A 25,783-nucleotide genomic window follows, 5' to 3' on the forward strand; every position below is an offset into this window, starting at 1 on the left:
AGGACATTTTCACGAGGGATGACGGCACATGTCGACACCGGCCGCCGACGGGTTCCGCATGCCGGCGGAATGGGAACGCCACAGCCGCTGCTGGATGGCCTGGCCCTGCCGCCCCGAGACCTTCCTGTGCGGCATCGACGCCGCGCGCGCCGCCTATGCCGAGGTCGCCCAGACCATTTCGCAGTTCGAGCCGGTGACGATGGTCTGCAACCCCGCCGACGCGGCGGAGGTGTCGCTCGCCTGCGGCTCCGGGGTGACGGTGCTGCCGCTGCCGGTCTCCGACAGCTGGCTGCGCGACACCGGGCCGAGCTTCGTGGTCGACGGGCGCGGGGGGCTCGCCGGGGTGCATTGGCGCTTCAACGCCTGGGGCGGCAACTATGCCGACTTCGCGCCCGACGCCGCCGTGGGCCGGCACATCCTCGAGAAGGTCGGCGTCCCCCGCTACGAGGCCCCGCTCGTGCTCGAGGGCGGCTCGTTCCACGTCGACGGCGAGGGGACCCTGCTGACGACGGAGGAGTGCCTCCTCAACCCCAACCGCAACCCCAACCTCGACCGCCGCCAGATCGAGGAGCTGCTGCGGGCGTATCTCGGCGTTCGCGAGGTGATCTGGCTGGGCCGCGGCTACGAGCAGGACGAGACCGACGGCCATGTCGACGAGATCGCCTGCTTCGCGCGGCCGGGCGTCGTGATCGCGCTGACGACCGAAGATACCGGCGATCCCAACTACAGGATCTTCCAGGACAACCTCGACCGGCTGAAGGCCGCGCGCGACGCCGCCGGCCGGGAGGTCGAGGTGGTGACCGTCCGCCAGCCCGCGCGCCGCGACGAGCAGGGCCGCAGGCTGACGCTGAGCTACACCAATTTCTACATGGCCAACGGCGCGATCATCATGCCGGCCTTCGAGGATGCGGCCGACGACGAGGCGTTCCGCGTGTTCCGGCGGGTGTTCCCCGACCGCGAGGTGATCCAGATCCCCGCGATCGACATCCTGCGCGGCGGCGGCGGCATCCACTGCATCACCCAGCAGCAGCCGGAACCCTGAACGCCCGCCCCCCGGACGCCCGCCCTCCGAATGCGGCCTACGGCTACGCCGGTGCCCCCAGCCCGGCCAGCACGGCGAGCAGCCGGGCCGGATCGAAGGGCTTCTGCAGGAAGGCCAGCGGCTTCGTCGCCCGGGCGCGCGGCGACACGGCGGCGTCGCGCGAGCCGGAGATGAACAGGTGGGGTATCCCGCGCGGGCCGAGGCGCTGCGCCAGGTCGATCCCGTCCTCGTCGCCCCGGAGCTTGATGTCCAGGATGGCGAGGTCGATCTCCGCCGTGCCGGCGACGCGCAGCGCCTCGGCCACGGACGCCGCCGTCCCGACGACGCGATGGCCCGCTTCCTGGAGCGTCAGCGCGATGTAGTCGGCGATCAGGAACTCGTCGTCGACCACCAGCACGCGCAGGCTGCGGCTCAAGGCTTGAACGTCAGCCGGCATTCCGTCCCCGCTGCGCCCGGCACGAAGACGAGCTCGGCCCGGAGCTGGGCGGCGAGGCGACGGACCAGTTCCATCCCCAGCCCGGGCGTGTCGCCGCCCTCCTGGAACCCGGTGCCGTCATCGTCGGCCAAGGCCAGGACCACCCCGTCCTCCCCGTGCTGCAGCCGTACCTCCATCCGCCCCGTCCGTTCCCCTGCATACCCGTGCTTCAGCGCACCCATGATCAGCTCGTTGGCGATCAGCCCGAGCGGAACCGCCACGTCCACCGGCAGCTCCAGCGCGTCGAACCGAGTATCCAGCACTATGCGGCCGCCGCCAAGCCCGATCAGGTCCCGCGTCAGCCGGTCGAGATAGGCGGTGAAATCGACGCGCCGGAAATCGGGGGAGCGGTAGAACTGCTCCTGCAGGCTGCTGAGCGCCTGGATGCGGCGGCTGAGGTCGAGGATCTGCTCGCGCGAGTCTGCGGACACCGCCCGCGCGGTCAGCCCCATCAGGCTGATGACGATCTGGAGGTTGTTGTGGAGCCGGTGATACAGCTCCTTCAGGACCAGGTTGCGGTTCTCGCTCAGCTCGCGCCGCTCGAGGGCGCGTTCCCAGGCGATGCGCACGCTGGTCGCGAGCCGGCGGAACTGCTTCGGCCCCTTCACGACATAGTCGTCGAAGCCGCCCTTCATCGCACGGACGGCCAGTTCCTCGTTGCCGGTGCCCGTGAACATCACCGCGGCCGCGAGCGGCTGGCCCGCCTCGACCCGCTCCAGAACGCGGAGGCCGTCGCTCCAGCGCAGGTCGTAGTCCGTGACGAGGATGTCGGGCACGCCCTCGGCGAGCGCCAGGTCCAGGTCCGCGGCACTGCCCACCTCCCGGATCTCCGGGTCCGCCAGCTCCTGGCGCAGCGCGCGGACGGCGAGGGTACGGGCGTCGGGATCGTCGTCGACGATGAGAATGCGCATGAAACCCTCGTGCCGTCGGGGAACGCGAGCATATGGCGACGCATTGACCGGGGGCAACGTGTCGCTATGAGGATTCCACAGGTGACGGCCCCGGAACAGCCCTCCCCCCCTGCCGACCCTCCCTCGCGATGGGGGACCGCGCGCGGCGCGGCCCTGCTGGCCCTGGCTCTGCTGCTGCTGCTCGCAAGCGCGCTCGCCCTGACCTTGAGCCTCTCGCAACTCGCCGAAAACCGGGCCCAGGTCGTGCGCACCAACACGATCCTGCGCGGGCTGGCCGAACTGCGCGCGATCGCCCGCGCGGCCGAGACCGGCCAGCGCGGCTTCGTCCTGACCGGGGAGCGCAGATACATCGAACCCTACGAGCGGGCGACGGACCGGATCTGGACGCATGTCTCCGAGCTCGAGGGCCTGATCAAGCACCCGGCCGCGGCCGGGCTGCTGCGGGAGCTGCAGCCGCTGCTCCACGCCAAGCTGGACGAGCTGGAGCGGACCGTCGCCCTGCGCGAACGGGATTTCGACACGGCGCTGTCGGCGGTTCGCACCGATGTCGGCCAGGAGCTGATGGAGCGGATCGACGCAACCCTGGACGCGCTGGAGGAGACCGAGCGCAACCTGCTGGCCGTACGGGCGGCGCAGGAGGAACGGTCGGCGGTGTCGGCGACGCGGCTGGCGGGACTGATGGTGGTCCTGGCCCTGGTCAGCGCCATGCTCGGCTCGGCGCGCATCCTTCAGCAGCGCGCCGACACCCATCTGTTCGAGAGCGACCGCCGGTTCCGGGATCTGGCCGAGAACATCCAGGAGGTGTTCTGGATGTCCGATCCGCGGCGGACCAGGCTTCTCTACGCCAACCCCGCCTTCGAGCGCGTCTGGGGCCGGCGGCGCGAGGCCGCCTACCGCGACCCCGCCGCCTGGCTGGAAGCGATCCTGCCCGAGGACCGGCCGCGGCCCGGGGACGGGCACGGGGACGAAATCGGCGACGAGTACCGCGGCACCTACCGCATACGCCGCCCCGACGGCTCGGTGCGCTGGATCCGCGACCGCGGCTGGCCGGTGCGCGACGCGCAGGGCGGCGTGCGCCATCTCGTCGGCGTGGCCGAGGACGTCACCGCGATCCGCGAGGCGCAGGAGGCGCTGGTCCGGGCGAACGAGGAGCTGGAGAGCCGGGTCGAGCAGCGCACGGCGGAGCTGACGGAAGTGAACCTGGAACTCGACGCCTTCGCCTACACGGTCTCGCACGACCTGCGGGCGCCGCTGCGCGCGATACACGGCTACACCGAGGCGCTGGTCGAGGACCATGACGGCGCGCTGAGCGAGGAGGGCCGTCACTACCTGCGCCGGATCGGGGCCTCGGCGCTCCGGATGGAGGAGCTGATCCGCGACATCCTTTCCTACAGCCGCCTGTCGCGCGCGGAGGTCGGCCTGCGCCCGCTGTCGCTCGACGCGCTGGTCCGCCAGGCCCTCTCCGGGGCGGCCGCCGCGATCGAGGAGACCGGGGCGCGGATCGCGGTCGAGCACCGCCTGCCGGACGTCCGCGCCCATCCGCCCATCCTGGCGCAGGTGCTCGACAACCTGCTGAGCAACGCGATGAAGTTCGTCGCTCCCGGCACCCGGCCGGAGATCCGCGTCTCGGCGCAGCGGTGGGACGGCCGGGTGCGGCTGTGGGTCGAGGACAACGGCATCGGCATCGCGCCCGAGGACCGGCAGCGCATCTTCCTGCCGTTCCAGCGCCTGCACGGCCCGGAAACCTATCCCGGCACCGGCATCGGCCTCGGCATCGTGCGCAAGAGCCTCGAGCGCATGGGCGGCAGCTGCGGCGTCGAAGGCCGCCCCGGCGGCGGCAGCCGTTTCTGGGTCGAGTTGCAGGCGGCGTGAGGGTGGGGAATTGACTCCATACCGACTGGCCGGTATGGTCCATACCAACCAGTCGGTATGGAAGCGATGCGGACATATCATCAGTCGGTGACGAAGCTTCTGGACGCGACCCTCGAGGTGGTGCGCACGAAGGGATACGCCGCGACGCGGATCGAGGACGTCTGCGCGCAAGCCGGGGTGACCAAGGGCAGCTTCTTTCACCATTTCAAGAGCAAGGAGGATCTGGCCCTGGCGGCTGCGGCGCATTGGGACGCCCATGTGTCGGCGTTCTTCGCCGAGGCTCCCTATCATGGCGCCGCCGACCCGCTCGACCGGCTGATCGCCTATGTCGAGTTCCGAAAGGCGATCCTGACGGGTGATCTGGCCGATTTCACCTGCTTCGCCGGCACCGTCGTCCAGGAAGCCTATCGCACTCACCCGGAAGTCGCCGCCGCCTGCGCCGGGGCCATCACCGGGCATGCCAGGACGCTCGAAGCGGACATCGACGCGGCGATGCACCGCTACGGCGTCGTCGGCGCTTGGACGGCCGAAGACCTCGCCTTGCACATTCAGGCCGTGATCCAGGGCGGATTCATTCTCGCCAAGGCGACCGGGAGTGCGGCCACCGCCGCCGCGAGCCTGGATCACCTGGGCCGCTATCTCGATCTTCTGTTTGCCGGCGGACCGAGCCGGCGGGGAGCCGGGCAGGAAGACGAGCCGCCTTCCTGAAACGCCGACGCCTGCGCCTTCATGACCTGCGTGGCGCTCGCCTTCCCCCTCACCTCGCGGCAGGGCGGCAGACCGCTTGGCCGGAGCACTCCCGACAGCTGGAGGATCGACATGCAAATCTACTGGATCAAGGCACAGGCGCCGCGCCGCGTGCTGGCGCTCGTCAAACATCTCGGCATCGAGGCGGAGTGCATCGAGGTGGACCTGAAGCGGGGCGAAATGAGAACGCCCCGCTACGCCGCGCTCAATCCCAACATGAAGGCGCCGACGCTGGTCGACGGCGACCTGGTGCTATGGGAATCGTCGGCGATCATGGCCTATCTCTGCATCAAAGCCGGCTCCGACATGTGGCCGGCCCGTGATCCGGGCGAGCAGGTCGACATGCTGCGCTGGCTCTCCTGGAACGATTGCCACTGGTCGGAAGCGGTCGCCCCTTACTATTTCGAGCATATCGTCAAGCCGACCTTCGACATCGGCGCCCCCGACCGCGCGGCCTTGCAGGGCGTGGCCGGCGCCCTGAAGAAGTATGCAAGCGTGCTCGACGGCCATCTCGCGGGGCGGAGCCATGTCGCCTGCGGCAGGCTCACCATCGCCGATTTCCAGCTCGCCTCGATGGCGGCCTACTGGCAGGAATCGGAGATGCCCCTTGATGCGTTTCCGAACGTCGTGGGCTGGCTCGACGGGCTGATGCGGATTCCGGCCTGGGCCGATCCCTGGCCGGCATAGGGAAGACCGGCCCGGGCGCCGCGGCCCCTCCCGGCTAGGCGCCCGGCAGCATCACCCTTTCCACCGGCGGCCAGTGGTCGGGGGCCGCGATCGGGGCCTCGTCGGCGCCCTGGTCGGCCCAGCCGCGCAGCCGGCCGCAGGCGCAGCCGGGCTTGCGGTGCTGCTTGCGGTCGGTCACGTCCAGGCATTCCGCGACGAAGTTCATCTGCATCCGCTCGAACGGCGCGTCGAACCGGCCGGTCAGCCAGCCGATCGCGTAGCCCGCCGCCATCGTCCCCATCACCGTCGTGATGTAGCCGACGGTGTCGATCGGCGGGATGTCCGCCGGGCCCGGCCGCCCCGACGGGCCGACGCCCGCGGCGGCCGACGGGCCGACGCCCGCGGCGGCATTACGGCGCGCGCGCTCTTCCTCCGACAGCAGCTCGATCTCGACCCGCGCCGGGTCGACCATGCCCCGGCAGCGCACGCAGGGATCGCTCGACAGGAAGCGCACGAGCTGCGCGATCTGGCCGGTCACGATGCCTCCCCGGCTCTCGATCAGCCCGCCCGAATCGATCGCCGGCACCAGGTAGCGGGTCGACACGTCGCTGAGCGCCCAGCGGCTGTGCTGCTGGTCCGTGCAGCCCAGCACCACGTCGGCGGTCGCGACCGCGTCCACGATTTCCTTCTGCGGCAGCCGGCCGATATAGGCCTCCACCACCACCGTGGGGTCGATCCCATGGACGTGCTCATAGGCCAGCAGCGCCTTCGGCACCGCGTTGGCCGCATGCTCGGGCCGGCTGCCGTGCATGCGCTCCAGGTTCGATTCGCTGACCCGGTCGCTGTCCGCGACGATGATCCGCCCGACCCCCGCCCGGGCCAGGATCGGGATCGCCGCCGAGCCGGTGCCCCCCGCCCCGATCACCGCGACGGTCGAGCGGCGCAGGCGCTGGTGCGCCTCCTTGCCGAAGGCGCTGGTGAAGCGCGCGACCCGCTCGGGCGGGATCGGCGCCGGCGCCGGCCGGTCGCCGTCCGGCCACACCTCGACCGCGGGGTCGCGCTCGATGGCGGCGTGGCGGACGGCGTGCCAGCGCCCGCGCCAGTGCACGCGGCCCGACAGCACCGTGACCCCGTCGATCTCGCCCAGGATCAGGCTGGCATAGGGCCGGTCCGGGGCGAAGCCGCCGAAATAGTCGGCGTAGTAGGCGTCCATGTCGTCGTCGATGGCGCTGGGATGCGGCTCCGATCCCGCGGGATGGGAGTGGACCAGCCCCGCCGCCAGCCGGTGCCGCTCGGCCGCTAGCGCGATCCGCGAGCTGTAGGAGGCGTGGATCCGGACATGGTCGTATCCCTCGTCCACCTCGCCCGGGCGCGGCGGCTCCAGCGCGGCCAGGGTCACGACGAGGCCCGAGGGCGTCCCGCGCCAGCCGAACCAGGCGAAGCTCGCCCATTCGCGCTCGGGATGGCGCCGGAACACGAGCTGGCGCAGGTCCTGGAATTCGGCCGAGGCCGCGCGCAGGATCGCCGGCGGCGCCGACCGGGTCTCGAGCCGGGATGACGCCATGGCTCAGCCGCCCAGCACGAATTCGCGCGTGACCAGGAACTGCATGCCGGGCCGGATCTCGATCCGCTCGTCGATGCCGACTTCCTGCATGCGGTCGGGGCCGGCCTCCACCTCCACCTTCGCGTTGTCGCGCGGCACGCCGGCGAGCGCCGCGATGTCGGCCCCCGTCGCGACCGCCTTCAGGCCTTTGGCCGCATCGAAGCGCCGCCGGTTGACGAAGACGTGAAGCTCGTCCTGCATGCCCATCCCGATCCCCCCATCGCCTGCCGGCGCCGTCCGGCCATCACCGGATAACAATACACGAAATTTCGCCAAGTCAACCCGCGGCACCTGCACCGGCATACCTATGAATGCATGATATTTCTTCGACTTGGCCTTCGTATTCATTGACCTATACTTGAAGACCGGAATGGAACCGGCAGGAGCGGGAATGACGGCGACGGCCCAGGACATCGACCCGGACACGCTGCTCGCGCGCGCACGCGCGATGGTCCCGGCGCTCGCCGACCTCGCGCCGGCCGGCGACCGGGAGCGCCGGCTGCCCGACGCGGCGGTCGCGCTGATGCGCGAGGCGGGCTTCTTCCGGATCCTGCAGCCGCGGCGCTACGGTGGCTGGGAGATGGCGCCGGCGGTCTTCAACGAGGTCCAGGCGACGCTGGCCAAGGCCGACATGTCCGCGGGCTGGGTCCATGGCGTCGTCGGCGTCCTCGCCTTCCACCTGGCGCTGCTCGACGACCGGGCGCAGGCCGAGGTCTGGGGCGACGACCCGTCGACCCTGATCGCCTCCTCCTACATGCCCCGGGGCCGCGCCGTGCCGGTCGAGGGCGGGTACAGGCTCTCCGGGCGCTGGGGCTTCGCCAGCGGCGTCGACCATTGCGGCTGGGCTTTCCTCGGCGGCATCGTCGAGGGCGACGGTTCCGGCCCGCCCGACGCGCGGGCCTTCCTGGTCCCGCGCGCGGATCTGCGCGTCCTGGACACCTGGCGCGTCACCGGCCTCAAGGGCACGGGCAGCCACGACGTCGTGGTGGAGGACGCCTTCGTCCCGGAGTACCGGACGCACCGCAACGCCGACCGCTTCCATGGGCGCAACCCCGGCACCGCGGTGAACACCGGGCCGCTCTACCGCGTGCCGCTGCCCCAGCTGCTGTTCCGGGCCATCTCCTCATCCTCGATCGGCGCGCTGCGGCACCTGCTCGACGCCTTTGTCGAGTACAACGGCCCGCGCGTCTCGGTGATGGGCACGGCGGTCGCCCGCGACCCCGTCGCCCAGCTCGCCTGCGCCGAGGCGGCGGCCGGCATCGACGAGATGACGGCCCTGCTCCGGCGCAACTTCGACCGGCTGATGGACCATGCCCGCCGGGGCGGACAGGCGCCGATCCGCGACCGGCAGGTCTACCGCCTGCACGCGACCATGGTGCCGGAACGGTGCTGCGCACTGGCGCAGCGCCTGTTCAAGGCGTCGGGCGCGTCCGCCCTGTCGGAGGACCGGCCGTTCGGCCGCGTCCTCGCCGACCTCGCCGCCGCCCGCCAGCACGCCGCGGTGCAGTTCGAGCTGCACGGCCGCGCGCTGGGTGCCGCGATGCTCGGCGTCGGGGGGGAGGACACGCTGCTGTGAGCTACGCGGCCGCCGGCAGGCCGGCGCCGGCCGCGTGGTCGATGACGTAGAGCCAGCGGCCGTCCGCCTGCCGGCGCACCACTTCGACGCCGCCGCCGGCCGCGACCACGGTGCCGTCCTCGGCCACGATCCGGAACTCCGAGCGCATCAGCGCGAGGTCCCCGGCCTCCAGGCAGAAGGTGTTCCGGGACGCCATGGTCCCCGGCAGTGCCAGCAGCGCGCGCAGTTCGTCCGCGATCGCGCGCGCGCCGCGGCGGACCGCCTGCGTGCCGTGGGGGCGCAACGCGGCCTCCGGCTCGTACAGCGACAGCAGGCCGTCGAGGTCGCGGTCGTCGAAGGCGCGCGCGAAGGTCTCGTTCATCTCGGCCGGGCGGGTTACCTTGTACATGGCTCACTCCATGGTTCGGGGGTGGAGCCGATACATGGATCACACCGTTCCAGCCCTATCCAAACGGGAAGGACTGCAATGCGACCTCGTGCAGACCAGCCGGCCCTGGCCCGGCCGGCACCCGTCAGGCCCGCCGACTGCCCCGTCGAGGACTGGCTGGCCTTCCTCGGCCATCGCTGGAACGCGCTGGTGCTGTGGCATCTCCAGGACGGGCCGAAGCGCCACGGCCGGCTCCTCGAGCTGCTGCCGGGCATCACGCCGAAGGTGCTGTCGGAGCGGCTCGTCGGCCTCGAGGCGCGCGGACTGGTCGCGCGCGAGGAGGTCGCCTCCTTCCCGCGCGCGGTGCGCTACGCGCTGACCGCCAGGGGCGGCGGCATCGTCGCGATCCTGGACCGGATCGAGGAATGGGCCGGCTCGGATCAGCCCGGCCGGCCCGGCTCCTCCGACACCGCCGGGACGGCGAGCGCCGCGTCCAGCGCCCGGATCAGGTCGTCGATGCGGTAGGGCTTGGCGAGCACCGGGAACCCGTCGGCGCGCGCCACCTTCTCGCTGTAGCCGGTCGTCAGGATCACCGGCAGCTCCGGACGCAGCCGCCGGGCCTCCATCGCCAGGTCGATGCCGCTGCGCTTGCCGGGCATCACCACGTCGCTGAACAGCAGGTCGATGCGCGCCCGGCTCGCCAGCAGCGGCAACGCGTCATCGGCGGTGGAGACCCGCGCCACCTCGTAGCCCGCCTCGGCCAGCGCCGCCCCCACGGTCGACGCCACGACCGGGTCGTCCTCCACCATCAGGATGCGCCGGCCGTCGCGCCGCACTGCCGCGACCGGCGCCACCGCGCCGTCGGCAGCCCCCACGGGTGCCAGTGACCGGCGGAGCAGCAGGACGACGGTCGTTCCGGCACCGGGCGTGCTCTCGATCCAGGCGGTGCCGCCGGACTGGTGCGCCAGGCCGTGGACCTGGCTCAGGCCCAGCCCGGTCCCCTCGCCCACGGGCTTGGTCGTGAAGAAGGGATCGAAGGCGCGGGCCGCCACCTCCGGCGGCATGCCGCATCCAGTGTCCGAAACCCACAGCCGCACGAAGTCGCCGGTCAGCCCCGACGGGTCGCCGGGACCGAGGGTCGCGTTGGCGGCGCCGATCGCCAGCGTACCGCCCTCGGGCATCGCGTCGCGGGCGTTGACGGCGAGGTTGATCAGCGCCAGCTCGAACTGGGTCGGGTCGACCTCGACCGTCCACAGCCCGGGGCCGAACTCCGTCTCGAGCGGGATGTCCGCGCGCAGCACGCGATCCAGGAGCTGCGACATCGCCAGCACCCGGTCGCGCACGTCGATCGGCTCCGGGCGCAGCGCCTGGCGGCGCGAGAACGCCATCATCTGCTGCACCAGCTTGGCCCCGCGGTCGATCGCCTGCTGGCCGGCCTCGATCAGCGGCCGGATCTCGGGCAGCTTCGCGCGCCGGTCGATCAGGGCGAGGCAGCCGGACAGCGCCTGGAGCAGGTTGTTGAAGTCGTGCGCCACTCCGCCGGTGATCTGACCGAGCGCGTCCATCTTCTGGGCCTGGCGGAGCCGCTCCTCCGCCTCGGCGCGCTGCTCGGCCTCGCGCCTGAGGGCGAGATGGGCGGCGCGTTCCGACCGGAACCCCCGCAGCGCCAGCCACGAGGTGCCCAGCAGGACCAGGCTGGCGAGGCCGGCGACGAGGCCGTAGACGAGGACGTTCCGGCGCCAGCGGGACAGCACCGCGTCCGTGTCGACCCCGAAACCGACATAGAGGGGGAAGTCCTCGACCTTGCGGTAGGCGTAGTGGCGCTCCACGCCGTCGATGGTGGAGCGGGCGACGAAGTGCCCGCCCTCGGGCTCGCGCGCGATTTCGCGCAGCAGCGGGCTGTCGGGGCCGAGCGGCGGGTTCTCCTCGCGCCGGGGCTCGCGGGCGAGGATCTCGCCGTCCGCGCGGATCAGCACCGCCGCGTGGTCGATCGGCGGGCTGGCCTGCGCGAAGAAGCCGGCGAAGTATTCCGGCGAGACCGAGACGTGGATGATGCCGTCGAACCGGCCGTCGGCGGTCGTGCGCCGGCGGCTCACCGCGAAGGAGGAGATGCCCGTGACCCGGCCCTTGAACACCGTGCCGACGAAGAGGCCGGCGTCGCGTTCCCGCTGTGCCCGGAAATAGTCCCGGTCGGCGGCGGACGCGCCCGGCTGGAACGGCCTGCTGCCGGCCCGCGCGATGCCGTCGGCGTCCGTGATCCAGATCGAGACCGCCTGCTCCAGCGGCTCGTTCAGGCGGGCGAGATAGGCGCTGGTCTCCGGCGACGAGATCTCGTCCCAGCTCAGCCCCCGGATGTGCTCGTCGATCTGGCCGAGCACCAGGTCGTGCGTCTCGAAGACCTTGCGCGCGTGCTCGTGGAGGACGGCGCCGGTGCGGATGATCGTCTCTTCCGCCTCCCGCACCACCTCGATGCGGTTGTGCCAGGACGCGGCCGCGAACGCCAGCAGCGGGACCAGCACCGCGGCGGCAAAAAGCCCCCTTTGCAGGAGGATGGACGGGGCATCGCGCGACATCGCGAGAGACTTAGCCCGGTCGCCGCGGCGTTACCACTGATTCCTTAGGGCAACTCGGCAGGATGAAGTTCCTGTCCCCAGGGAGCAGCGGAAAGGCCGGAACCGGCCTCTCCGCTTTCCTCGATGTTCAGGAAGCAGGAAAACAGCCCTACTCCGTCGCGCCGTACTTCGCCAGCCGGCCGCCGGTCATCGGCTCCGCGACGCCGGTCGTCAACGGGAAGCTGATCGGCAGGCCGCGCATCACCCGCACCGCGAGATAGGCGAAGCATTCCGCCTCGACCGCATCGCCGCGCCAGCCCACGTCCTCGGCCATCACCGGGGTGACCCGGGCGCGGGTGCGGATCGCCTCGACGATCGCCGGGTTCTTGCGCCCGCCGCCGCAGATGATGATCTCCTTCGGGCGCTGCGGAAGCTGGTCGAGCGACCGGCCGACCGTGCCGGCGGTGAAGGCCGTCAGCAGCGCCGCGCCGTCCTTGGGGCTCAGCCCGTCCGCCATGTCGGCCGTGAAGTCGTAGCGGTCGAGCGACTTCGGATAGGGGGCCGAGAGATAGGGATGGTCGAGCAGCCGGGCGAGCCGCTCCTCGTCCACCGACCCCTCGCGCGCGAGCGTGCCGTCGGTGTCCATGTCGCCGAGCCCGTGGCGGCCGATCCAGTCGTTGAGCGGGCCGTTGGCGGGGCCGGTGTCGAAGGCCACGATGTCGTCGCCCCCGCCCCACCAGGTGACGTTGCCGACGCCGCCCAGGTTCAGCACCGCCGAGTTCGGCCCGGCATCGATCCGGCGCAGCAGCGCCACGTGGTAGGCGGCCGACAGCGGCGCGCCGTGGCCGCCGGCGCGCATGTCCGCGGTCCGGAAGTCGAAGGCGACGTCGGTGCCGACGATCTCCGCCATCAGCGCGCCGTCGCCGAGCTGGCGGGTGTCGCCGTGGCGCGCCGCGTCCGGCGCGCGGTGCAGCACGGTCTGGCCGTGGAAGCCCACGACCGCGACCTCCTTCGGCGACAGGCCGGCCTCCTTCAGGAAGTCGCGCACCGCATGGGCCTGCGCCTCGCTGAGCGCGATCTCGGCCTTGCGGAAGATTTCGGGCTCGGGCCCTTCGAAGCGCCACTCCAGCGCGGCCGACACGGCGTCCGCCAGCAGGTGGCGCAGGTCCGAGGAATAGGGCGCCAGCGTCCAGTTCCCGAACTCCTGGACGTCCACGCCGTCGGTCCTGATCAGCGCGACGTCGATCATCCCGTCAAGGACGGTACCCGTCATCAGTCCAACGGCCCAAACCGGCTTCATCGACGATCTCCAGTTTCCTATGGTGCGGCGGGTCCGCTCACGCGGCGGTTTCCCGATTGAGGTGATGGTTGAAGATGCCGCCCTCCGGCTTGCGGCAGGTCCGGCAATGGGGGACGTTCTGCCGCCCCTTGGCCGCGAGCTGCGCCCGGAAGGCGATCGCACGGCCGACGACGACGTCCGGCGTCTCCTCGATCAGGTTGCCGACCATGCCCGGGCGCCCGTGGCTGATGACGCAGATCGACGTGTCGCCGTTCGGCGCCATGCACAGCGTGTGGCCCGCCCAGAAGCACGGGCCGTGCGGCACCGGCAGGTTCGGGTGCACCTCCTCCGCCATCATGCGCGCCAGCGTCTCGTCGCTGTCCAGCACGTCGGCCTTGTCGATCCGGTGCTCGGCCCCGCCGGGCAGCAGCGGCTTGACCTTGACGTGGTCGTCGACGCGGTCGATCAGGCGCAGGAACTCCGGGTCGTAGTCCTCCAGCGGCTCGCCGAGGTCGATCTGGTAGACGCCGACCGTCGTGATGCCGCTGCCCCCGCCCAGGTCGAGCAGGGTCTTCAAGCCCTTCAGCGTGCGCACGAAGGTGCCCTCGCCCCGGTTGAGGTCGTGGCTGTGCCGGTTGCCGCCGTCGACGGACACGAAGACCTTGTGCGGCCAGCCGACCTCCAGCACCTCGCGCACGCGCTTGGGCGTCAGCATGGTGCCGTTGGTGTGCCATTGCAGCGGGGTGTCCGGCATCACGTCGCGCACCGCCGCCAGCAGCTCGGCGAAGCGCGGGTTCATCAGCGGCTCGCCGCGCCAGTTCAGGTGGATCGTCTTGACCTCCACCGCCGGGCTGCGGACGAGCGATTCGAGCACGCCGCGCAGCTCCCCGGGATCGAGGTCGAGCTTGCCGTGGCTCTGCTTGGTGTAGCACAGACGGCAGGACAGGTTGCAGCGCGTCGTCGGGTCGAGCCAGAGCCAGACCGGCTGGGCCGGCTGGGCCGCCGTCCCGCGGCGGCCCGTCACGGTGTCGAGCATCGGAACACCTCCTGCATTGGGGCGAATGGGGGTCAGATCGCGTTCTCCGTCCGCAGATCCTCGATGTCCTTTTCCTGGTAGCCGAGCCAGTCCCGGAGCACCGCCTCGGTATGCTCGCCGAGCGCCGGCGCCCCGGTGCGGACCGTGGCCGGCGTCTCGTGCAGGCGCACCGCCGGCCCCTGGAAGGGGACCGAGCCGAGCTCGGGATGGGGCACCTCGACGATGACGCCGCGGTGGCGGGCCTGCGGGTTGTCGACGACGTCGCCGATGGTCGCGACACGCTCGCACGGGACGTCCGCCTCGTGCAGGCGGCGCAGGATCTCGTCTCCCGGCACGCCGGCCGCCCAGTCGTCGATGATCCGCTCCAGCTCCGCGACGTTGGCGTTGCGGGCCATGAAGGTCGAGAAGCGCGGGTCGTCCGCCAGCTCGGGCCGCTCCATCACCGCCAGCAGCCGCGGGAAATGCACCTCGTTGCCGGCGACGACGTAGATCCAGACCCCGTCCGCGCTGCGCAGGCAATGCGACGGCGACAGGTAGCGGTCGCGGTTGCCCAGGCGCGACATCTCGTTGCCGAACAGGATCTTCTCCGGGATCGCCGTCGTCAGCATCGAGATGCCGGTCTCGAACAGCGTCGCCTCGACCACCTGGCCGCGCCCGGTGCGCTGGCGCGCCTGGAGCGCTCCCAGCGCGCCGATCGCGGCGTAGAGCGCGGTGCCGTAGTCGCAGACGAAGACCCCGGACATGGTCGGCGGGCCGTCGGCTTGGCCGGTCTGGTACATCACCCCGCTCAGCGCCTGGGCGGCGCCGTCGAAGCAGGCATGGTCGGCCAGCGGCCCGTCCTGCCCGAAGCCCGAGACGCGGACCATGATCAGGCGCGGGTTGAGGCCGCTCAGCACGTCCCAGCCGCAGCCCATCCGCTCCATCGTGCCGGGCCGGAAATTCTCGATCAGGATGTCGGCCCCGGCCGCCAGCGCGCGCAGCAGTTCCTGCGAGCGCGGGTTCCGGAAGTCCAGGGTCAGGCTGCGCTTGTTGCGGTTGGAGGACATGAAGAACAGCGTGTCGCCGCCGACCGTCTCGCCGACCCGGCGCCCTTCCTCGCCCCCGTCCGAACGCTCCACCTTGACGACGTCCGCGCCGAGGTCGCCCAGGATCTGCGCGCAGAAGGGTCCGGCGATATAGCGGGACAGGTCCAGGACCTTCACCCCGTCGAGCGCACCGACCATCGCTTGCTCCCCATGTCCGCGGTCTCCGGCAGCGGGCACGCCATCCGCCAGCAGAAGTTGAGTAATGGAATTACTCAACCTCGTTCAAATCCCGAAATCCATTCAATGATTACGGATTCGTCCAAGAAGCAATCCACAGATTGCCCAATCGGGAGTAGAAGCGAAATGTTTCATCCTGTCAATACATTAGTAACATCTTTTGAAAGAATACGAAAGCATGCGATGATTAAACATTGGCGATGATTGCCGATTACTGTGTTTTCTTTGGGGCCCGCCATCATTCCTGCCCCCTCAGCCTTGGGTCCAGCGTATCGCGGAGCGTGTCGCCCAGGAGGTTGAAGCCGAAGGACAGGAACAGGATCGCGAAGCCCGCGAAGACCGCGCTCCAGGGCGACAGCAGCAGGAAGTTGCGCCCTTCCGACAGCATCAGCCCGAGCGACGGCGTCGGCGGCTGGGTGCCGAGGCCGAGGAAGGAGAGCGAGGCCTCGACCAGGATCGCGGTCGAAAGCAGCAGGCTGGTCTGGACCAGGATCACCGAGGCGAGGTTGGGCAGCACGTGGCGGAACAGGATGCGCGTGTCCGAGGCGCCGACCGCCCGCGCCCCGGTCACGTACTCGCTCTCGCAGATCACGAGGGCGGGGCCGCGCAGCAGGCGGGCGAAGATCGGGGTGTAGACGACCGCGATCGCGACCGCGGCGCTGGTGGTGTGCGGGCCGAGCACGGCGATGATGCCGATCGCGAGCAGCATCACCGGGAAGGCGAACAGCACGTCCATCAGGCGCATCGACACGCGCTCGAACCAGCCGCGGCGGTAGGCGGCCAGCAGGCCGATCGTCCCGCCGGCCAGCAGCGCCAGCGCGACCGCGACGACGCAAGCCGCGAGCGAGGTGCGGTAGCCGTGCAGGATGCGCGACAGCACGTCGCGCCCGAGCTGGTCGGTGCCGAGCGGATGGGCCGCGCTCGGCCCCTTCAACCGGGCGACGATGTCCTGCTCCAGCGGCCCGTAGGGCGCGATCCATTCGGCCCCGACGGCCACGAAGACCTGGAGCGCCACGAAGGCCAGGGCGAAGGCGAGCAGCGGATGCTGGCGCAGGGTCTTCACGTCAGCCCCTCACGCGCGGGTCGATCAGGCCGTACAGGAGGTCGACCATGAAATTGACGAGGACGAAGCCCAGCGTGACGACCAGGATCGTCGCCTGGACCAGCGGGTAGTTGCGCTCGGCGATCGCCCCCAGGATCAGGCGGCCGAGGCCCGGGATCGCGAAGACCTGCTCGACTACGATCGCGCCGCCGAGCAGGTAGCCGGTCAGGATGCCGACGCTGGTGACGAAGGGGATCAGGGCGTTGCGCAGCGCGTGGCGGTAGACGACGAGCCGCTCCGGCGCGCCCTTGGCGCGGGCGGTGCGGATGTAGTCCTGGCCGAGCGCGTCCAGCATCGCCGTGCGCACGAGGCGCGAGAGGTTGGCCAGGATCGGCAGCGCCAGCGCGATCGTCGGCAGGACCATGCGCTGCAGGTTGCCGATCGGGTCGGTGCTGAACGGGACGTAGCCCAGCGACGCGAAGCCGGGCGCCAGCTTGGCCAGCAGCAGGATCATGACGATGCCGAGCCAGAATGAGGGGATCGTGAGGCCGGCGATCGCGCCGACCCGCATCGCGACGTCGGCCCCGCGCCCGCGCAGCTGCGCCATCAGGCAGCCGACCGGGACGGCGAGCCCGGCGCCGATCGCCAGCGACAGCACCGTCAGCTCCAGCGTCGGCCACAGATGGAGCAGGATCTCGTCGGCGACCGGCCGCCCGGTCCAGACCGAGGAGCCGAGGTCGCCCTGCAGCGCCGAGCCGGCCCACACCAGGTACTGCTCGACCAGCGGCCGGTCGAGGCCGAGCCGGCCGCGCAGCTCGGCCATGGCCTCGGGCGTGACCTCCGCGTTCGCGCCCAGCATGATCGCGACCGCGTCGCCGGGGATCATGCGGATCATCAGGAAGACGATCACCGACACCCCGAACAGCACCAGGGCGAGGTCGAGGATGCGGGCGAGGACGAGACGTCCGAGCATGCCGTGCCGCCTGCTTGTTCGAAAGAAAAGGGGCGCCGCCCTTCCGGGCGGCGCCCCCGGGGATCAGCGGCCGACCGAGGTGTCGGCCAGCGTCCCGAGCGACCGGGTGGCCAGGATGTCGTAGCCCTGCACCTCGTCCCGGGTCGCCGTGGCGAGCCGGCTGTACGCGATGTGGGCGGCCGGGCCGGAGCAGGCGAGCGTACGCTGCACCTGGTCGTAGATCTCCTTGCGCGCGGCCTGGTCCTGGGTCGAGCGCCCCTTGTCGAGCAGCGCGTCCAACTCGGGGTTGCTGTACTTGAACACGTTGGTCGAGCCGTCGGTACGGAACGCGCGGTAGAAGTACTCGTCGGGGTCGACGCTGCCCGCGTTCAGCGACGCGAACATGTCGAAGTTGCTGTTGCGCCAGTCCTGCACGAACTGGCCCTGCTCCTGGTTGTTCAGCTCCACCGCGAAGCCGGCGTCGTTGAGCTGGGCCTGGACCACCTGGGCCACGTCCCGGATGTCCTGGCGCGGCAGCACGTTCATGGTGACCTTGACCGGCATCTGGACGCCGGCCTCCTCCAGCAGGGCCCGCGCCTTGGCCGGGTCGTGCTCGTAGCAGGGGTACTCGGACACGTCGAGCGCCCACTGCTTGAGCGCCGGCGACAGCGGGCCGGCCGGCACGCCGGCGCCGAACAGGGCCGCCTGCACGATGTCGTCGCGGTTGATCGCGTAGTTCACCGCCTCGCGCACCTTGGGGTCGTCGAAGGGCGGCTTGGACGCGTTCATGCCGACCAGGATGTAGGCGAGGTCCAGCGTCTCCTCGAGCTTCACGCCGGGCTGGCCCTGGAGCTGCAGCGCGGTCGCGGCGTCGAGATGGGGCAGCATCTGGTATTGGCCGTTCACCAGCCCGACCTGCCGGGTCGCGGATTCCGGCACGAAGTTGAACTTGAGCGCGTCGACCTTGGGCACGCCCTCCTGCCAGTAGTCCTCGTTGCCCGCGAGCAGCAGGTAGCCGTTCGGCTGCCATTCCTGGAAGCGGAACGGGCCGGTGCCGACCGGGGCCTTCTGCAAGGCCTCCTTGTCCGCCTTGGCCTCGCTCGGCACGATCGCGATCGAGGTCAGGGAGGAGAGCAGCGGCGCCGACGGCTCCTTCAGCTTCAGCTCGACGGTGCGCGGGTCGACCGCGGTCGCGCTCTCCACCGCCGACACGCGGCTGGCGAGCGGCGAGGCGATGTCCTGCGACTGCACGCGCTCGATCGAGGCGACGACGTCCTCGGCGTCCATCGCGGAGCCGTCGTGGAAGGTGACGCCCTCGCGCAGCTTGAAGGTGTAGGTCAGGCCGTCCGGGGACACGGACCAGGACTCGGCCAGCACGGGAACGATCGACAGGTCCTGGTCGACTCCGGTCAGGCCCTCGTACAGGAGGCCCGTGGTGACCTGGTGCGTCGCGAAGGCGGTGGCGATGTGGGGATCGAGACCGGCGGGGGAAAGATCGGTCGCCAGTTCGAGCGTTTGCGCGACCGCCCCCGTCGCCAAGACCGACATCCCGCCCGCAAGCATCGTCGTACGGAGCTTTTTCAGGCCCATTGCGTCCTCCCAGTGTGAACGTACGGACCAGATATATACCACACGCGCCGACGAGTCATGGTCCAATTATAGACCATGCTAGACCACTTGGAGCCTCGTCGTGTAGTCTCGCCCCCCTGAAGCCCCCTGAAGCGCCCCCGGGGCGGAGCCGGCCGGAGCCCATGACGACACCCCTGCTGAGCGTCGAGAACCTGTCCCTCGCGATGGCCGGCCAGCCGGTGGTCGAGGACGTATCCTTCGCCCTCGCGCCCGGCGAGATGCTGGGCCTCGTCGGCGAGTCCGGCTGCGGCAAGACCGTGACGGCCCTCTCGATCATGAGGCTCGTGCCCGAGCCGCCCGGCCGGGTGACCGGCGGGCGCATCCTGTTCGAGGGCGACGACCTCCTGCATCTCGGGCCCGACGCGCTGCGCCGCATCCGCGGCGACCGGATCGGCATGATCTTCCAGGAACCGATGACGTCGCTCAACCCCGTCTTCACGGTCGGCCGCCAGATCGCCGAGGCGGTCCTGCTGCACCGGCCGGTCGGGCGCGCCGCCGCGCGCGAGCGCGCGGTCGAGCTGCTGGAGCTGGTCGGCATCCCGGCGCCCGCGGACGCGCTCGACCGCTACCCGCACCAGATGTCGGGCGGCCAGCGCCAGCGGGTCATGATCGCGATGGCGCTCGCCAACGAGCCCCGGCTGCTGATCGCGGACGAGCCGACCACGGCCCTCGACGTCACGGTCCAGGCGCAGATCCTCGACCTGATCGACCGGCTGCGGCGCGAGCTGGGCATGGCGGTGCTGATCATCACCCACGACCTCGGCGTCGTCTCGGAGTTCTGCGACCGGGTCGCGGTGATGTATGCGGGCCGCATCGTCGAGGAGGCGCCGACGGCCGAGCTGTTCGCCGCCCCCATGCACCGCTACACCAGGGCGCTGATGACGACGATCCCGGCCGCCAACCCGCCGGGCCGGCCGCTGCCGACGATCGCGGGCACGGTCCCGCCGCCCGGCCGCCGGCCGGAGGGATGCGGCTTCGCGCCCCGCTGCGCCGCGAGCCTCGCCGACTGCGCCCGCCCCTCCCCGCCCCTGTTCGGCCAGGGCGCGCACCGCCACCGCTGCTGGAACCCCGCCGCATGACCGCCCTTCTCGAAGTCTCCGGCCTCACCAAGTCCTATCCGGGCCCGCGCGGCTCCTCGGTGAAGGCCGTGGACGGGGTGAGCCTGAGCCTGGAGCGGGGCGAGGTGCTGGGGGTCGTCGGCGAGTCCGGCTGCGGGAAGTCGACGCTCGGGCGCGCGATCCTGCGCCTGATCGAGCCGAACGGCGGCCGCGTCGCGTTCGAGGGCGAGGACCTGCTGGCGCTCGGCCCGCGCGCGATGAAGCGGCGCCGGCGCGACCTGCAGATCGTGTTCCAGGACCCGTTCGGCTCGCTGAACCCCCGCCACAAGGTCGGCGAGATCGTGCGCGAACCGCTGGACGTCCACGGCGTCGGCACGAGGCGGGAGCGCGCGGACCGCGTCGCCGCGCTGCTGGAGCTGGTCGGTCTGCCCCAGGAGGCGGCGGGGCGCTACCCGCACGAGTTCTCCGGCGGCCAGCGCCAGCGCATCGCGATCGCCCGCGCCCTGGCGCTCGAGCCCAAGCTGATCGTCGCCGACGAGCCGGTCTCGGCCCTCGACGTGTCGATCCAGTCGCAGATCATCAACCTGATCGCCGAGTTGCGCGCGCGGCTCGGCCTGTCGATCCTGTTCATCAGCCACGACCTGTCGGTGATCCGCCACGTCAGCGACCGGATCGCCGTGATGTATCTCGGCCGCATCGTCGAGATCGGGCCGGCCGCCGAGGTGTTCGAGAACCCCGCCCACCCCTACACCCGGGCGCTGCTGTCGGCGGTGCCGCGGCCCGGCGTCGCCGGCCGCCAGGACCGGATCGTGCTGACCGGCGAGCTGCCGGACCCCGCGCATCCGCCGAGCGGCTGCGCCTTCCACACCCGCTGCCCGCACGCGATGCCGCGCTGCTCCGTCGAGCGGCCGGAACTGGTCGAGCGCCGGGCCGACGGCGCGATCCGCGAGAACGCGTGCCTGCTGCACGCCGCAGTCTAGTCCAGGGGCGGCGCAGGGCGGCCCAGGCCGCCGGTTCAGCGCCGCACGAGCAGGCAGCCCGCGACCACGAGCGCGGCCCCGGCGAGCGTCGCCGGCCCGGGCACCTCGCCGAACACCGCGAGCCCGATCAGCGCCGCCCACACGAAGCCGGTGTATTCCAGCGCCACCAGCCGGCTCGCCTCGCCGCGCGCGAACGCATGGGCGAGCGCAAGCTGCCCCGCGACGCCCAGCGCCCCGACCACCGCCAGCAGCCAGGCCGAGCGCAGGTCGACCGGGGCCCACGCCAGGCCGGCCGGCACCGCGAGCAGGAGGGCCGGCACCACGGACTGGAACAGGACGATCAGGGCCGCGGGCTCGGTCTGCGCCTGGCGGCGCAGCAGCACCACCGCCAGCGCGTAGGTGAGCGCCGAGGCCAGCACCGCCGCGGCCCCGGCCAGCCGCTCGGGCGCCGGGGCCTGCAGGTCCAGCCCGCCGACCACCGTCAGCAGCACTCCCGCGAAGCCGAGGCCCAGCGCCGCGAAGACGGCCGCCGAGGGCCGCTCGCCGAGCATCGCCGGCGCCAGCAGCGCGACCAGGATCGGGGCCAGGTAGGACAGCGCGAACACCTCGGCGAGCGGCAGCCGGCCCAGCCCGTAGAAGAAGCCCAGCGAGCTCGCCGCGATCAGCACCCCGCGCACGAGATAGCCACGCATCGCGGCGCGCCCCGGCACCGGGACGCGGCGGAAGACGAAGGGGCCGACGATGCAGGCCGTCGCGAGGAAGCGCAGGAAGGTGAGCTGGAGCACGGGAAAGAGCGGCGCCAGCTCCTTGACCACGCCGTCCATCACGCTCAGGAAGGCGATGCCGGCCGCGGCCAGGCCCCAGGGCGGGACCGCGCCGGGGAAGCCAGCCGCCGCTCGGACCGGGACTGCCGGCACCCTGCCGTCGCTCATGGTACCACCTTCTCGGGACCGGTCTTGTGCTGGCCGGCTATTGGACCTATGGTGGTCTACCGGACATGAGGTGGTCATGGCAACCGAAGATTTAAGCCCGCGCTATGTCGATCTCGACGCGTGGGGCGACGGGGACGTACTGAAGGCTTTCCTCGAGGGCCAGCTCGCGGCCGTGGCCGCGGTCGGCCCGGCGCTGCCCGCGATCGCGGCCGCCGCTTCGGCATCGGTCGCGGGCCTGCGGCGCGGCGGCCGCCTCGTCTATGTCGGTGCCGGCACCTCCGGGCGCATCGGTGTCCAGGACGGTGCCGAGCTGACGCCGACCTTCGACTGGCCGAAGGGCCGGCTCGCCTTCGCGATCGCCGGCGGCGACGGCGCGTTGCTGGAGGCGGTCGAGAACGCCGAGGACAGCGCCGAGGACGGCGTCGCCCGCATGACCGAGGCCGGGATCGGTCCCGACGACGTCGTGGTCGGGATCGCGGCGAGCGGCACCACCCCCTACACGGTCGCCGCGGTCCGCGCCGCGGCTGAGCGCGGGTCGATCACGATCGGGATCGCCAACAACCCCGGCACCCCGCTGCTGGCGGCCAGCGCGCATCCGGTGCTGGTCGAGACCGGGGAGGAGGCGATCGCGGGGTCGACCCGGATGAAGGCCGGCACCGCCCAGAAGGTGGTGCTGAACCTGTTCTCCTCGCTGGTCATGATCCGCCTGGGCCGGGTCTATCGCGGCGAGATGGTGCACATGCGGGCGACGAACGCGAAGCTGCGCCGGCGCAGCGAGGTGATGATCGCGCGCCTGACCGGGTGCGGCGCTGACGAGGCGGCGCGCGCGCTGGCCGAGGCCGAGGGGGACCTGAAGCTGGCGGTGATCCTGGTGTCCGGCGTGCCGCGCCAGCGCGCCGAGGCCGTGCTGGCGCGCAGCGGCGGCAACCTGCGCGCCGCGATGGCGGAGATCGCCTCCCATGGGTGAAGCACCGGTCCAGGCCCGCGCCGCCTATGCCCAGATCCTGGCGGCGGTCGATCCCACCGACCCCACGCCCCGTTACCTGCAGCTTGCGACCGTGGTGCGCGACCTGGTCCAGCGCGGCGTGTTCCGCCCCGGCGAGGCCCTGCCCTCGGAGCGCGACCTTTCGGCCATGACCGGCTTCGCCCGGGTCACGGTCCGGCGCGCGATCGACGAGCTGCTGAAGGAGGGCATCCTGTCCCGCCGCCACGGCTCGGGCACCTACGTGGCCCGGCGGATCGAGCAGCCGCTGTCGATCCTGGCGGGCTTCTCGGAGGACATGAAGACGCGCGGTCTGCGTCCGGGCTCGACCTGGATCGGCCGCGTGCTCGCCCGCCCGACCCCGCAGGAGGCGCTGGCGCTGGGCGTCGGCCCGAACGACCAGGTCGTCCGCCTGTCGCGGGTACGCACCGCCGACGACGAGCCGCTGGCCCTCGAGGTCGCGGTGATCCCGGCCGCGATGCTGCCGTCCCCGGACCTCGTCCAGGGCTCGCTCTACGCCGCGCTGTCGGAGCGCGGCTACCGGCCCGCCCATGGCGTCCAGCGCCTGCACGCGGCGCTGGCCACCGCCGAGGAGGCGCGCCAGCTCCTGATCCCGGTCGGCGGCGCGATCCTGCGCATCGAGCGCCGGGCCTTCCTCGCCAACGGCCGGCCGCTGGAGTTCACGACCTCCGCCTACCGCGGCGACCGCTACGACTTCGTCGCGACGCTGAAGGGCATCGCCGAGCAGGACGAGAAGACGCGCTAGGCATGCTCGACCTGCTGTGCCGCGTGAGTTCTCCCGGCGGCCCCGTCAACGAGGACGCCGCCGGAACGGCCGGGTGCTTCGCCTGGATCATCGACGGCGCGTCGGGCTCGGGCGATGCGGCGCGCCTCGCCTCGGTGATGGACGCTTTCCTCGCGGCCGAGGCGCCCCGCCACGGTCCCGGGACCCTGGCGGACCTGCTGTCCGGCCTGGAGGCGCATCTGGCCGGCCTGTTCCCGGAAGACGGCCCCTCGGCCTGCCTCGGCCTCGTCGCGTTCGGGGTGCCGCGGGACGGGCGGGTGCCCGTGCAGGGCGCGGTGCTGGGCGACGTCTGCGTGTACCTGGACGCCGGTCCGGGCTTCGTGCGCTGGACCGACGACCGGCTGAAACCCTTCGAGGCGCGCACGCTCGCGGCACTGGCGTCCGGCGACGCCGGGCAGGTCCGGGCGCAGATCCGCCGCAACCGCGCCTTCCTCAACCGCGACGGCGGGTATTTCGCGGTCCATCCGCGCCTGCCCTGGGCGCATGCGGCCCTCCGGTTCGAGGCGAGCGTCGCCGCCGGCAGCCCGGTCGTGCTCGCGACGGACGGCTTCACGCGGCTCGACGACCTCTTCGGGCACATGGACGCGCGCGCGCTCGCCGCCGCGGTCGCCGCCGGCGGGGCGGCGGCCCTGCTCGGGACGCTGCGTGCGCTCGAGGGCGCCGACCCCGACGGCAGGCGCCATCCCCGGGTCAAGCGGCACGACGACGCGACCGTCCTCGCGGTCGCCGCGGCGTGACGGTCGCGGCCGTGGCGCCCCAGCCTATTTCTTCGTCAGCATCAGCGCGCCCTGGTGGCGGACTCGGCCCTTGATCTTCTCCGCCAGCATGGCGAGCATCCAGGGCAGGTCGACCTCGACCTCGACCGAGTCGTCCAGTACCTCGATGCGGCCGGTGATGGTCTGGGCGAGCGCGACGACGCGGAACACCAGGGTGTCGCCCTGCCATTCCTCGTCGATCGAGGTCGCGACCCCGGCGAGGTGGGAGCGCATCCGGTCCCGGCCTTCCTGCAGCCGGTTCCTGGCTTCCTGCTTGCCGAGCTGGTGAGGGATGCTGACGGTTACGGGCCTGGACATTCGATCTCCGCTTCCTGCTGGCGCCCACGGCTCGACGCCGAGCATAGCAGGTCCGCGCGCCCACTTCACGCCATGCGGTCCCGCCCCTCGATCCACGACAGCTCGCGCGGATAGTAGATCGGCACGCACCAGTGGTTCCCGGCGACCCACTCCGTGTTCGGCAGCGCGACGTCGTGCTTCATCAGGCGGTGGCAGGGCATCTCGTAGACCTTGCCGGTCGACTTCTCGATCGGCTCGAACACGATGAACTTGTAGTAGCCGCTCTCCATCCCCTCCGGGAACACGACCCGGTTCGGGTATCGGGGCTCCAGCACCTCGCGGGCATAGGCGCGCTTCCAGGCCGCGATCTCGGGCAGGCGCCGCGTCTGCACGACGCCCATCGCCGCGGTGAACTCGTCCATGCGGTGGTTCATGCTGGCGATCGCCCCGCGCGAGCCCCGCCCGTAGTCGCGGTAGGAGCGCTGGTGGCGCAGCAGGTCCTCGTCGGTGCTGACGACCATGCCGCCCTCGCCGGTCGAGATCGTCTTGGTCGCGTAGAAGGAATAGATGCCGACGTCGCCCCAGGTGCCGGCGCGCTTGCCGTTCCAGTGCGCGCCATGGGCGTGGGCGCAGTCCTCCAGCAGCCGGATGCCCTTGTCGCGGCAATAGGCGGCGATCCGCTCGACGTCGAAGGCGATGTGGCCGCCGATGTGCACGATCCAGGCCGCCTTCGGCCGCACGGCTTCCGCCTTGGCCACGAAGTCGTCGAAGGAGCCGCACAGATCCTCGCGGTTGCAGTCGTAGAACACGACCTCGGCGCCCGCCAGCACCGAGGCCCGCGGCGTCGCGACGAAGGTGTTGGACGGGCACAGCACGCGCTCGCCCGCGACGCCGACATAGTCGAGCACGCCCTGCGCGGCGCCGGCCCAGTTGTTGTAGGCGACCGCCCCGGCGCCGCACTCC

26 protein-coding genes are annotated in these 25,783 nt (G+C 71.6%); 11 read left to right on the forward strand and 15 right to left on the reverse strand.

Features of this window, described 5'->3' with window-relative positions; all coding sequences use genetic code 11:
• Positions 1-28: 28 nt before the first annotated feature.
• The gene (locus VGO20_RS24520) at positions 29-1,042 is read left to right on the forward strand and encodes an agmatine deiminase family protein (RefSeq protein ID WP_327505024.1); all 1,014 of its coding nucleotides are present in this window, start codon (positions 29-31) and stop codon (positions 1,040-1,042) included.
• 43 nt (positions 1,043-1,085) lie between these two features.
• Here the strand turns inward: VGO20_RS24520 and VGO20_RS24525 are convergent, their stop codons facing one another.
• Together VGO20_RS24525 and VGO20_RS24530 are read right to left on the reverse strand one after the other, a co-directional pair.
• The gene (locus VGO20_RS24525; protein ID WP_327505025.1) at positions 1,086-1,478 is read right to left on the reverse strand and encodes a response regulator; all 393 of its coding nucleotides are present in this window, start codon (positions 1,476-1,478) and stop codon (positions 1,086-1,088) included.
• Positions 1,454-2,428: a sensor histidine kinase gene (locus tag VGO20_RS24530; protein WP_327505026.1), complete on the reverse strand. Its 975-nt coding sequence runs from the start codon at positions 2,426-2,428 to the stop codon at positions 1,454-1,456. The genes VGO20_RS24525 and VGO20_RS24530 overlap by 25 nt, the downstream gene beginning before the upstream one ends.
• Positions 2,429-2,509: 81 nt before the next feature.
• Between VGO20_RS24530 and VGO20_RS24535 the strand changes: the two genes are divergently transcribed.
• From VGO20_RS24535 to VGO20_RS24545, 3 genes are all read left to right on the forward strand, one after another.
• The gene (locus VGO20_RS24535) at positions 2,510-4,300 is read left to right on the forward strand and encodes a sensor histidine kinase (protein ID WP_327505027.1); all 1,791 of its coding nucleotides are present in this window, start codon (positions 2,510-2,512) and stop codon (positions 4,298-4,300) included.
• Positions 4,301-4,366: 66 nt separating this feature from the next.
• Complete coding sequence (locus VGO20_RS24540) at positions 4,367-5,008, forward strand: TetR/AcrR family transcriptional regulator (protein ID WP_327505028.1); 642 nt, start codon at positions 4,367-4,369, stop codon at positions 5,006-5,008.
• A 21-nt stretch (positions 5,009-5,029) separates the two neighbouring features.
• Positions 5,030-5,734 (forward strand): glutathione S-transferase family protein, encoded by a 705-nt coding sequence (locus VGO20_RS24545; protein WP_327505029.1) that lies wholly within the window; start codon positions 5,030-5,032, stop codon positions 5,732-5,734.
• Positions 5,735-5,768: 34 nt separating this feature from the next.
• On the opposite strand, the gene VGO20_RS24550 is transcribed toward VGO20_RS24545, so the two are convergent.
• Positions 5,769-7,277, reverse strand: coding sequence for a ThiF family adenylyltransferase (locus tag VGO20_RS24550; protein ID WP_327505030.1), 1,509 nt, complete (start codon positions 7,275-7,277; stop codon positions 5,769-5,771).
• Between the two features lie 3 nt (positions 7,278-7,280).
• Positions 7,281-7,517 carry a hypothetical protein gene (locus VGO20_RS24555; RefSeq protein WP_327505031.1) on the reverse strand — a complete coding sequence of 79 codons (237 nt, stop codon included), beginning with the start codon at positions 7,515-7,517 and terminating at the stop codon, positions 7,281-7,283.
• Between the two features lie 190 nt (positions 7,518-7,707).
• Between VGO20_RS24555 and VGO20_RS24560 the strand changes: the two genes are divergently transcribed.
• Positions 7,708-8,892, forward strand: a complete 1,185-nt coding sequence (locus VGO20_RS24560) for an acyl-CoA dehydrogenase family protein (protein WP_327505032.1) — start codon at positions 7,708-7,710, stop codon at positions 8,890-8,892.
• A gap of 1 nt (position 8,893) precedes the next feature.
• Here VGO20_RS24560 and VGO20_RS24565 read toward each other — a convergent pair whose 3' ends face one another.
• Positions 8,894-9,280: a YybH family protein gene (locus VGO20_RS24565; RefSeq protein ID WP_327505033.1), complete on the reverse strand. Its 387-nt coding sequence runs from the start codon at positions 9,278-9,280 to the stop codon at positions 8,894-8,896.
• A gap of 78 nt (positions 9,281-9,358) precedes the next feature.
• On the opposite strand from VGO20_RS24565, the gene VGO20_RS24570 reads away from it, so the two are divergent.
• The gene (locus VGO20_RS24570) at positions 9,359-9,784 is read left to right on the forward strand and encodes a winged helix-turn-helix transcriptional regulator (RefSeq protein WP_327505034.1); all 426 of its coding nucleotides are present in this window, start codon (positions 9,359-9,361) and stop codon (positions 9,782-9,784) included.
• Here VGO20_RS24570 and VGO20_RS24575 read toward each other — a convergent pair.
• The 7 genes from VGO20_RS24575 to VGO20_RS24605 form a co-directional block, all read right to left on the reverse strand.
• Positions 9,700-11,832 carry a hybrid sensor histidine kinase/response regulator gene (locus VGO20_RS24575; protein ID WP_327505035.1) on the reverse strand — a complete coding sequence of 711 codons (2,133 nt, stop codon included), beginning with the start codon at positions 11,830-11,832 and terminating at the stop codon, positions 9,700-9,702. The two genes, VGO20_RS24570 and VGO20_RS24575, sit on opposite strands and share 85 nt — an antisense overlap.
• 148 nt (positions 11,833-11,980) lie before the next feature.
• Positions 11,981-13,111 carry an anhydro-N-acetylmuramic acid kinase gene (locus VGO20_RS24580; RefSeq protein ID WP_327505036.1) on the reverse strand — a complete coding sequence of 377 codons (1,131 nt, stop codon included), beginning with the start codon at positions 13,109-13,111 and terminating at the stop codon, positions 11,981-11,983.
• Positions 13,112-13,148: 37 nt separating this feature from the next.
• Positions 13,149-14,126 carry a radical SAM protein gene (locus VGO20_RS24585; RefSeq protein ID WP_327505037.1) on the reverse strand — a complete coding sequence of 326 codons (978 nt, stop codon included), beginning with the start codon at positions 14,124-14,126 and terminating at the stop codon, positions 13,149-13,151.
• Between the two features lie 32 nt (positions 14,127-14,158).
• Complete coding sequence (locus VGO20_RS24590; protein ID WP_327505038.1) at positions 14,159-15,349, reverse strand: CaiB/BaiF CoA transferase family protein; 1,191 nt, start codon at positions 15,347-15,349, stop codon at positions 14,159-14,161.
• 277 nt (positions 15,350-15,626) lie between these two features.
• On the reverse strand, positions 15,627-16,451 hold the full coding sequence (locus VGO20_RS24595; protein ID WP_327505039.1) for an ABC transporter permease: 825 nt from the start codon (positions 16,449-16,451) through the stop codon (positions 15,627-15,629).
• 1 nt (position 16,452) lies between these two features.
• A complete protein-coding gene (locus tag VGO20_RS24600; protein WP_327505040.1) occupies positions 16,453-17,403 on the reverse strand; it encodes an ABC transporter permease in 951 nt (316 codons plus the stop codon).
• Between the two features lie 63 nt (positions 17,404-17,466).
• Positions 17,467-18,972 carry an ABC transporter substrate-binding protein gene (locus VGO20_RS24605; RefSeq protein WP_327505041.1) on the reverse strand — a complete coding sequence of 502 codons (1,506 nt, stop codon included), beginning with the start codon at positions 18,970-18,972 and terminating at the stop codon, positions 17,467-17,469.
• A 161-nt stretch (positions 18,973-19,133) separates the two neighbouring features.
• On the opposite strand from VGO20_RS24605, the gene VGO20_RS24610 reads away from it, so the two are divergent.
• Positions 19,134-20,090, forward strand: coding sequence for an ABC transporter ATP-binding protein (locus tag VGO20_RS24610; RefSeq protein ID WP_327505042.1), 957 nt, complete (start codon positions 19,134-19,136; stop codon positions 20,088-20,090).
• Positions 20,087-21,049: an ABC transporter ATP-binding protein gene (locus tag VGO20_RS24615; RefSeq protein WP_327505043.1), complete on the forward strand. Its 963-nt coding sequence runs from the start codon at positions 20,087-20,089 to the stop codon at positions 21,047-21,049. Before VGO20_RS24610 ends, VGO20_RS24615 begins: the two co-directional genes overlap by 4 nt.
• Positions 21,050-21,084: 35 nt before the next feature.
• On the opposite strand, the gene VGO20_RS24620 is transcribed toward VGO20_RS24615, so the two are convergent.
• Positions 21,085-21,981 (reverse strand): DMT family transporter, encoded by an 897-nt coding sequence (locus VGO20_RS24620; RefSeq protein ID WP_327505044.1) that lies wholly within the window; start codon positions 21,979-21,981, stop codon positions 21,085-21,087.
• Between the two features lie 76 nt (positions 21,982-22,057).
• On the opposite strand from VGO20_RS24620, the gene VGO20_RS24625 reads away from it, so the two are divergent.
• Genes VGO20_RS24625 through VGO20_RS24635 form a run of 3 tightly spaced genes read left to right on the forward strand, consistent with a single transcriptional unit; the run spans position 22,058 to position 24,505 of the window.
• Positions 22,058-22,948: an N-acetylmuramic acid 6-phosphate etherase gene (locus VGO20_RS24625; RefSeq protein WP_327505045.1), complete on the forward strand. Its 891-nt coding sequence runs from the start codon at positions 22,058-22,060 to the stop codon at positions 22,946-22,948.
• Complete coding sequence (locus VGO20_RS24630; RefSeq protein WP_327505046.1) at positions 22,941-23,729, forward strand: GntR family transcriptional regulator; 789 nt, start codon at positions 22,941-22,943, stop codon at positions 23,727-23,729. Before VGO20_RS24625 ends, VGO20_RS24630 begins: the two co-directional genes overlap by 8 nt.
• Positions 23,730-23,731: 2 nt before the next feature.
• The gene (locus VGO20_RS24635; RefSeq protein WP_327505047.1) at positions 23,732-24,505 is read left to right on the forward strand and encodes a hypothetical protein; all 774 of its coding nucleotides are present in this window, start codon (positions 23,732-23,734) and stop codon (positions 24,503-24,505) included.
• A gap of 24 nt (positions 24,506-24,529) precedes the next feature.
• Here VGO20_RS24635 and VGO20_RS24640 read toward each other — a convergent pair whose 3' ends face one another.
• Together VGO20_RS24640 and VGO20_RS24645 are read right to left on the reverse strand one after the other, a co-directional pair.
• Positions 24,530-24,841, reverse strand: a complete 312-nt coding sequence (locus tag VGO20_RS24640; RefSeq protein ID WP_327505048.1) for a polyhydroxyalkanoic acid system family protein — start codon at positions 24,839-24,841, stop codon at positions 24,530-24,532.
• A 65-nt stretch (positions 24,842-24,906) separates the two neighbouring features.
• The coding region (locus VGO20_RS24645) for a DegT/DnrJ/EryC1/StrS family aminotransferase (protein WP_327505049.1) at positions 24,907-25,783 on the reverse strand (877 nt) is incomplete at its 5' end.

This window comes from Arenibaculum sp. (genome assembly GCF_035998295.1).
Taxonomy (GTDB): domain Bacteria; phylum Pseudomonadota; class Alphaproteobacteria; order Azospirillales; family Azospirillaceae; genus DASYHS01.

What these genes read in the sequence shown, in the direction of transcription:
- VGO20_RS24615 (WP_327505043.1), top strand. Translation starts at nt 20,087, where the DNA reads ATGACCGCCCTTCTCGAAGTCTCCGGCCTCACCAAGTCCTATCCGGGC.
- VGO20_RS24520 (WP_327505024.1), top strand. Translation starts at nt 29, where the DNA reads ATGTCGACACCGGCCGCCGACGGGTTCCGCATGCCGGCGGAATGGGAA.
- VGO20_RS24550 (WP_327505030.1), bottom strand. Translation starts at nt 7,277, where the DNA reads ATGGCGTCATCCCGGCTCGAGACCCGGTCGGCGCCGCCGGCGATCCTG.
- VGO20_RS24600 (WP_327505040.1), bottom strand. Translation starts at nt 17,403, where the DNA reads ATGCTCGGACGTCTCGTCCTCGCCCGCATCCTCGACCTCGCCCTGGTG.
- VGO20_RS24625 (WP_327505045.1), top strand. Translation starts at nt 22,058, where the DNA reads ATGGCAACCGAAGATTTAAGCCCGCGCTATGTCGATCTCGACGCGTGG.
- VGO20_RS24630 (WP_327505046.1), top strand. Translation starts at nt 22,941, where the DNA reads ATGGGTGAAGCACCGGTCCAGGCCCGCGCCGCCTATGCCCAGATCCTG.
- VGO20_RS24605 (WP_327505041.1), bottom strand. Translation starts at nt 18,972, where the DNA reads ATGGGCCTGAAAAAGCTCCGTACGACGATGCTTGCGGGCGGGATGTCG.
- VGO20_RS24585 (WP_327505037.1), bottom strand. Translation starts at nt 14,126, where the DNA reads ATGCTCGACACCGTGACGGGCCGCCGCGGGACGGCGGCCCAGCCGGCC.
- VGO20_RS24575 (WP_327505035.1), bottom strand. Translation starts at nt 11,832, where the DNA reads ATGTCGCGCGATGCCCCGTCCATCCTCCTGCAAAGGGGGCTTTTTGCC.
- VGO20_RS24560 (WP_327505032.1), top strand. Translation starts at nt 7,708, where the DNA reads ATGACGGCGACGGCCCAGGACATCGACCCGGACACGCTGCTCGCGCGC.
- VGO20_RS24545 (WP_327505029.1), top strand. Translation starts at nt 5,030, where the DNA reads ATGACCTGCGTGGCGCTCGCCTTCCCCCTCACCTCGCGGCAGGGCGGC.
- VGO20_RS24620 (WP_327505044.1), bottom strand. Translation starts at nt 21,981, where the DNA reads ATGAGCGACGGCAGGGTGCCGGCAGTCCCGGTCCGAGCGGCGGCTGGC.
- VGO20_RS24525 (WP_327505025.1), bottom strand. Translation starts at nt 1,478, where the DNA reads ATGCCGGCTGACGTTCAAGCCTTGAGCCGCAGCCTGCGCGTGCTGGTG.
- VGO20_RS24555 (WP_327505031.1), bottom strand. Translation starts at nt 7,517, where the DNA reads ATGCAGGACGAGCTTCACGTCTTCGTCAACCGGCGGCGCTTCGATGCG.
- VGO20_RS24530 (WP_327505026.1), bottom strand. Translation starts at nt 2,428, where the DNA reads ATGCGCATTCTCATCGTCGACGACGATCCCGACGCCCGTACCCTCGCC.
- VGO20_RS24565 (WP_327505033.1), bottom strand. Translation starts at nt 9,280, where the DNA reads ATGTACAAGGTAACCCGCCCGGCCGAGATGAACGAGACCTTCGCGCGC.
- VGO20_RS24610 (WP_327505042.1), top strand. Translation starts at nt 19,134, where the DNA reads ATGACGACACCCCTGCTGAGCGTCGAGAACCTGTCCCTCGCGATGGCC.
- VGO20_RS24635 (WP_327505047.1), top strand. Translation starts at nt 23,732, where the DNA reads ATGCTCGACCTGCTGTGCCGCGTGAGTTCTCCCGGCGGCCCCGTCAAC.
- VGO20_RS24640 (WP_327505048.1), bottom strand. Translation starts at nt 24,841, where the DNA reads ATGTCCAGGCCCGTAACCGTCAGCATCCCTCACCAGCTCGGCAAGCAG.
- VGO20_RS24570 (WP_327505034.1), top strand. Translation starts at nt 9,359, where the DNA reads ATGCGACCTCGTGCAGACCAGCCGGCCCTGGCCCGGCCGGCACCCGTC.
- VGO20_RS24540 (WP_327505028.1), top strand. Translation starts at nt 4,367, where the DNA reads ATGCGGACATATCATCAGTCGGTGACGAAGCTTCTGGACGCGACCCTC.
- VGO20_RS24590 (WP_327505038.1), bottom strand. Translation starts at nt 15,349, where the DNA reads ATGGTCGGTGCGCTCGACGGGGTGAAGGTCCTGGACCTGTCCCGCTAT.
- VGO20_RS24580 (WP_327505036.1), bottom strand. Translation starts at nt 13,111, where the DNA reads ATGAAGCCGGTTTGGGCCGTTGGACTGATGACGGGTACCGTCCTTGAC.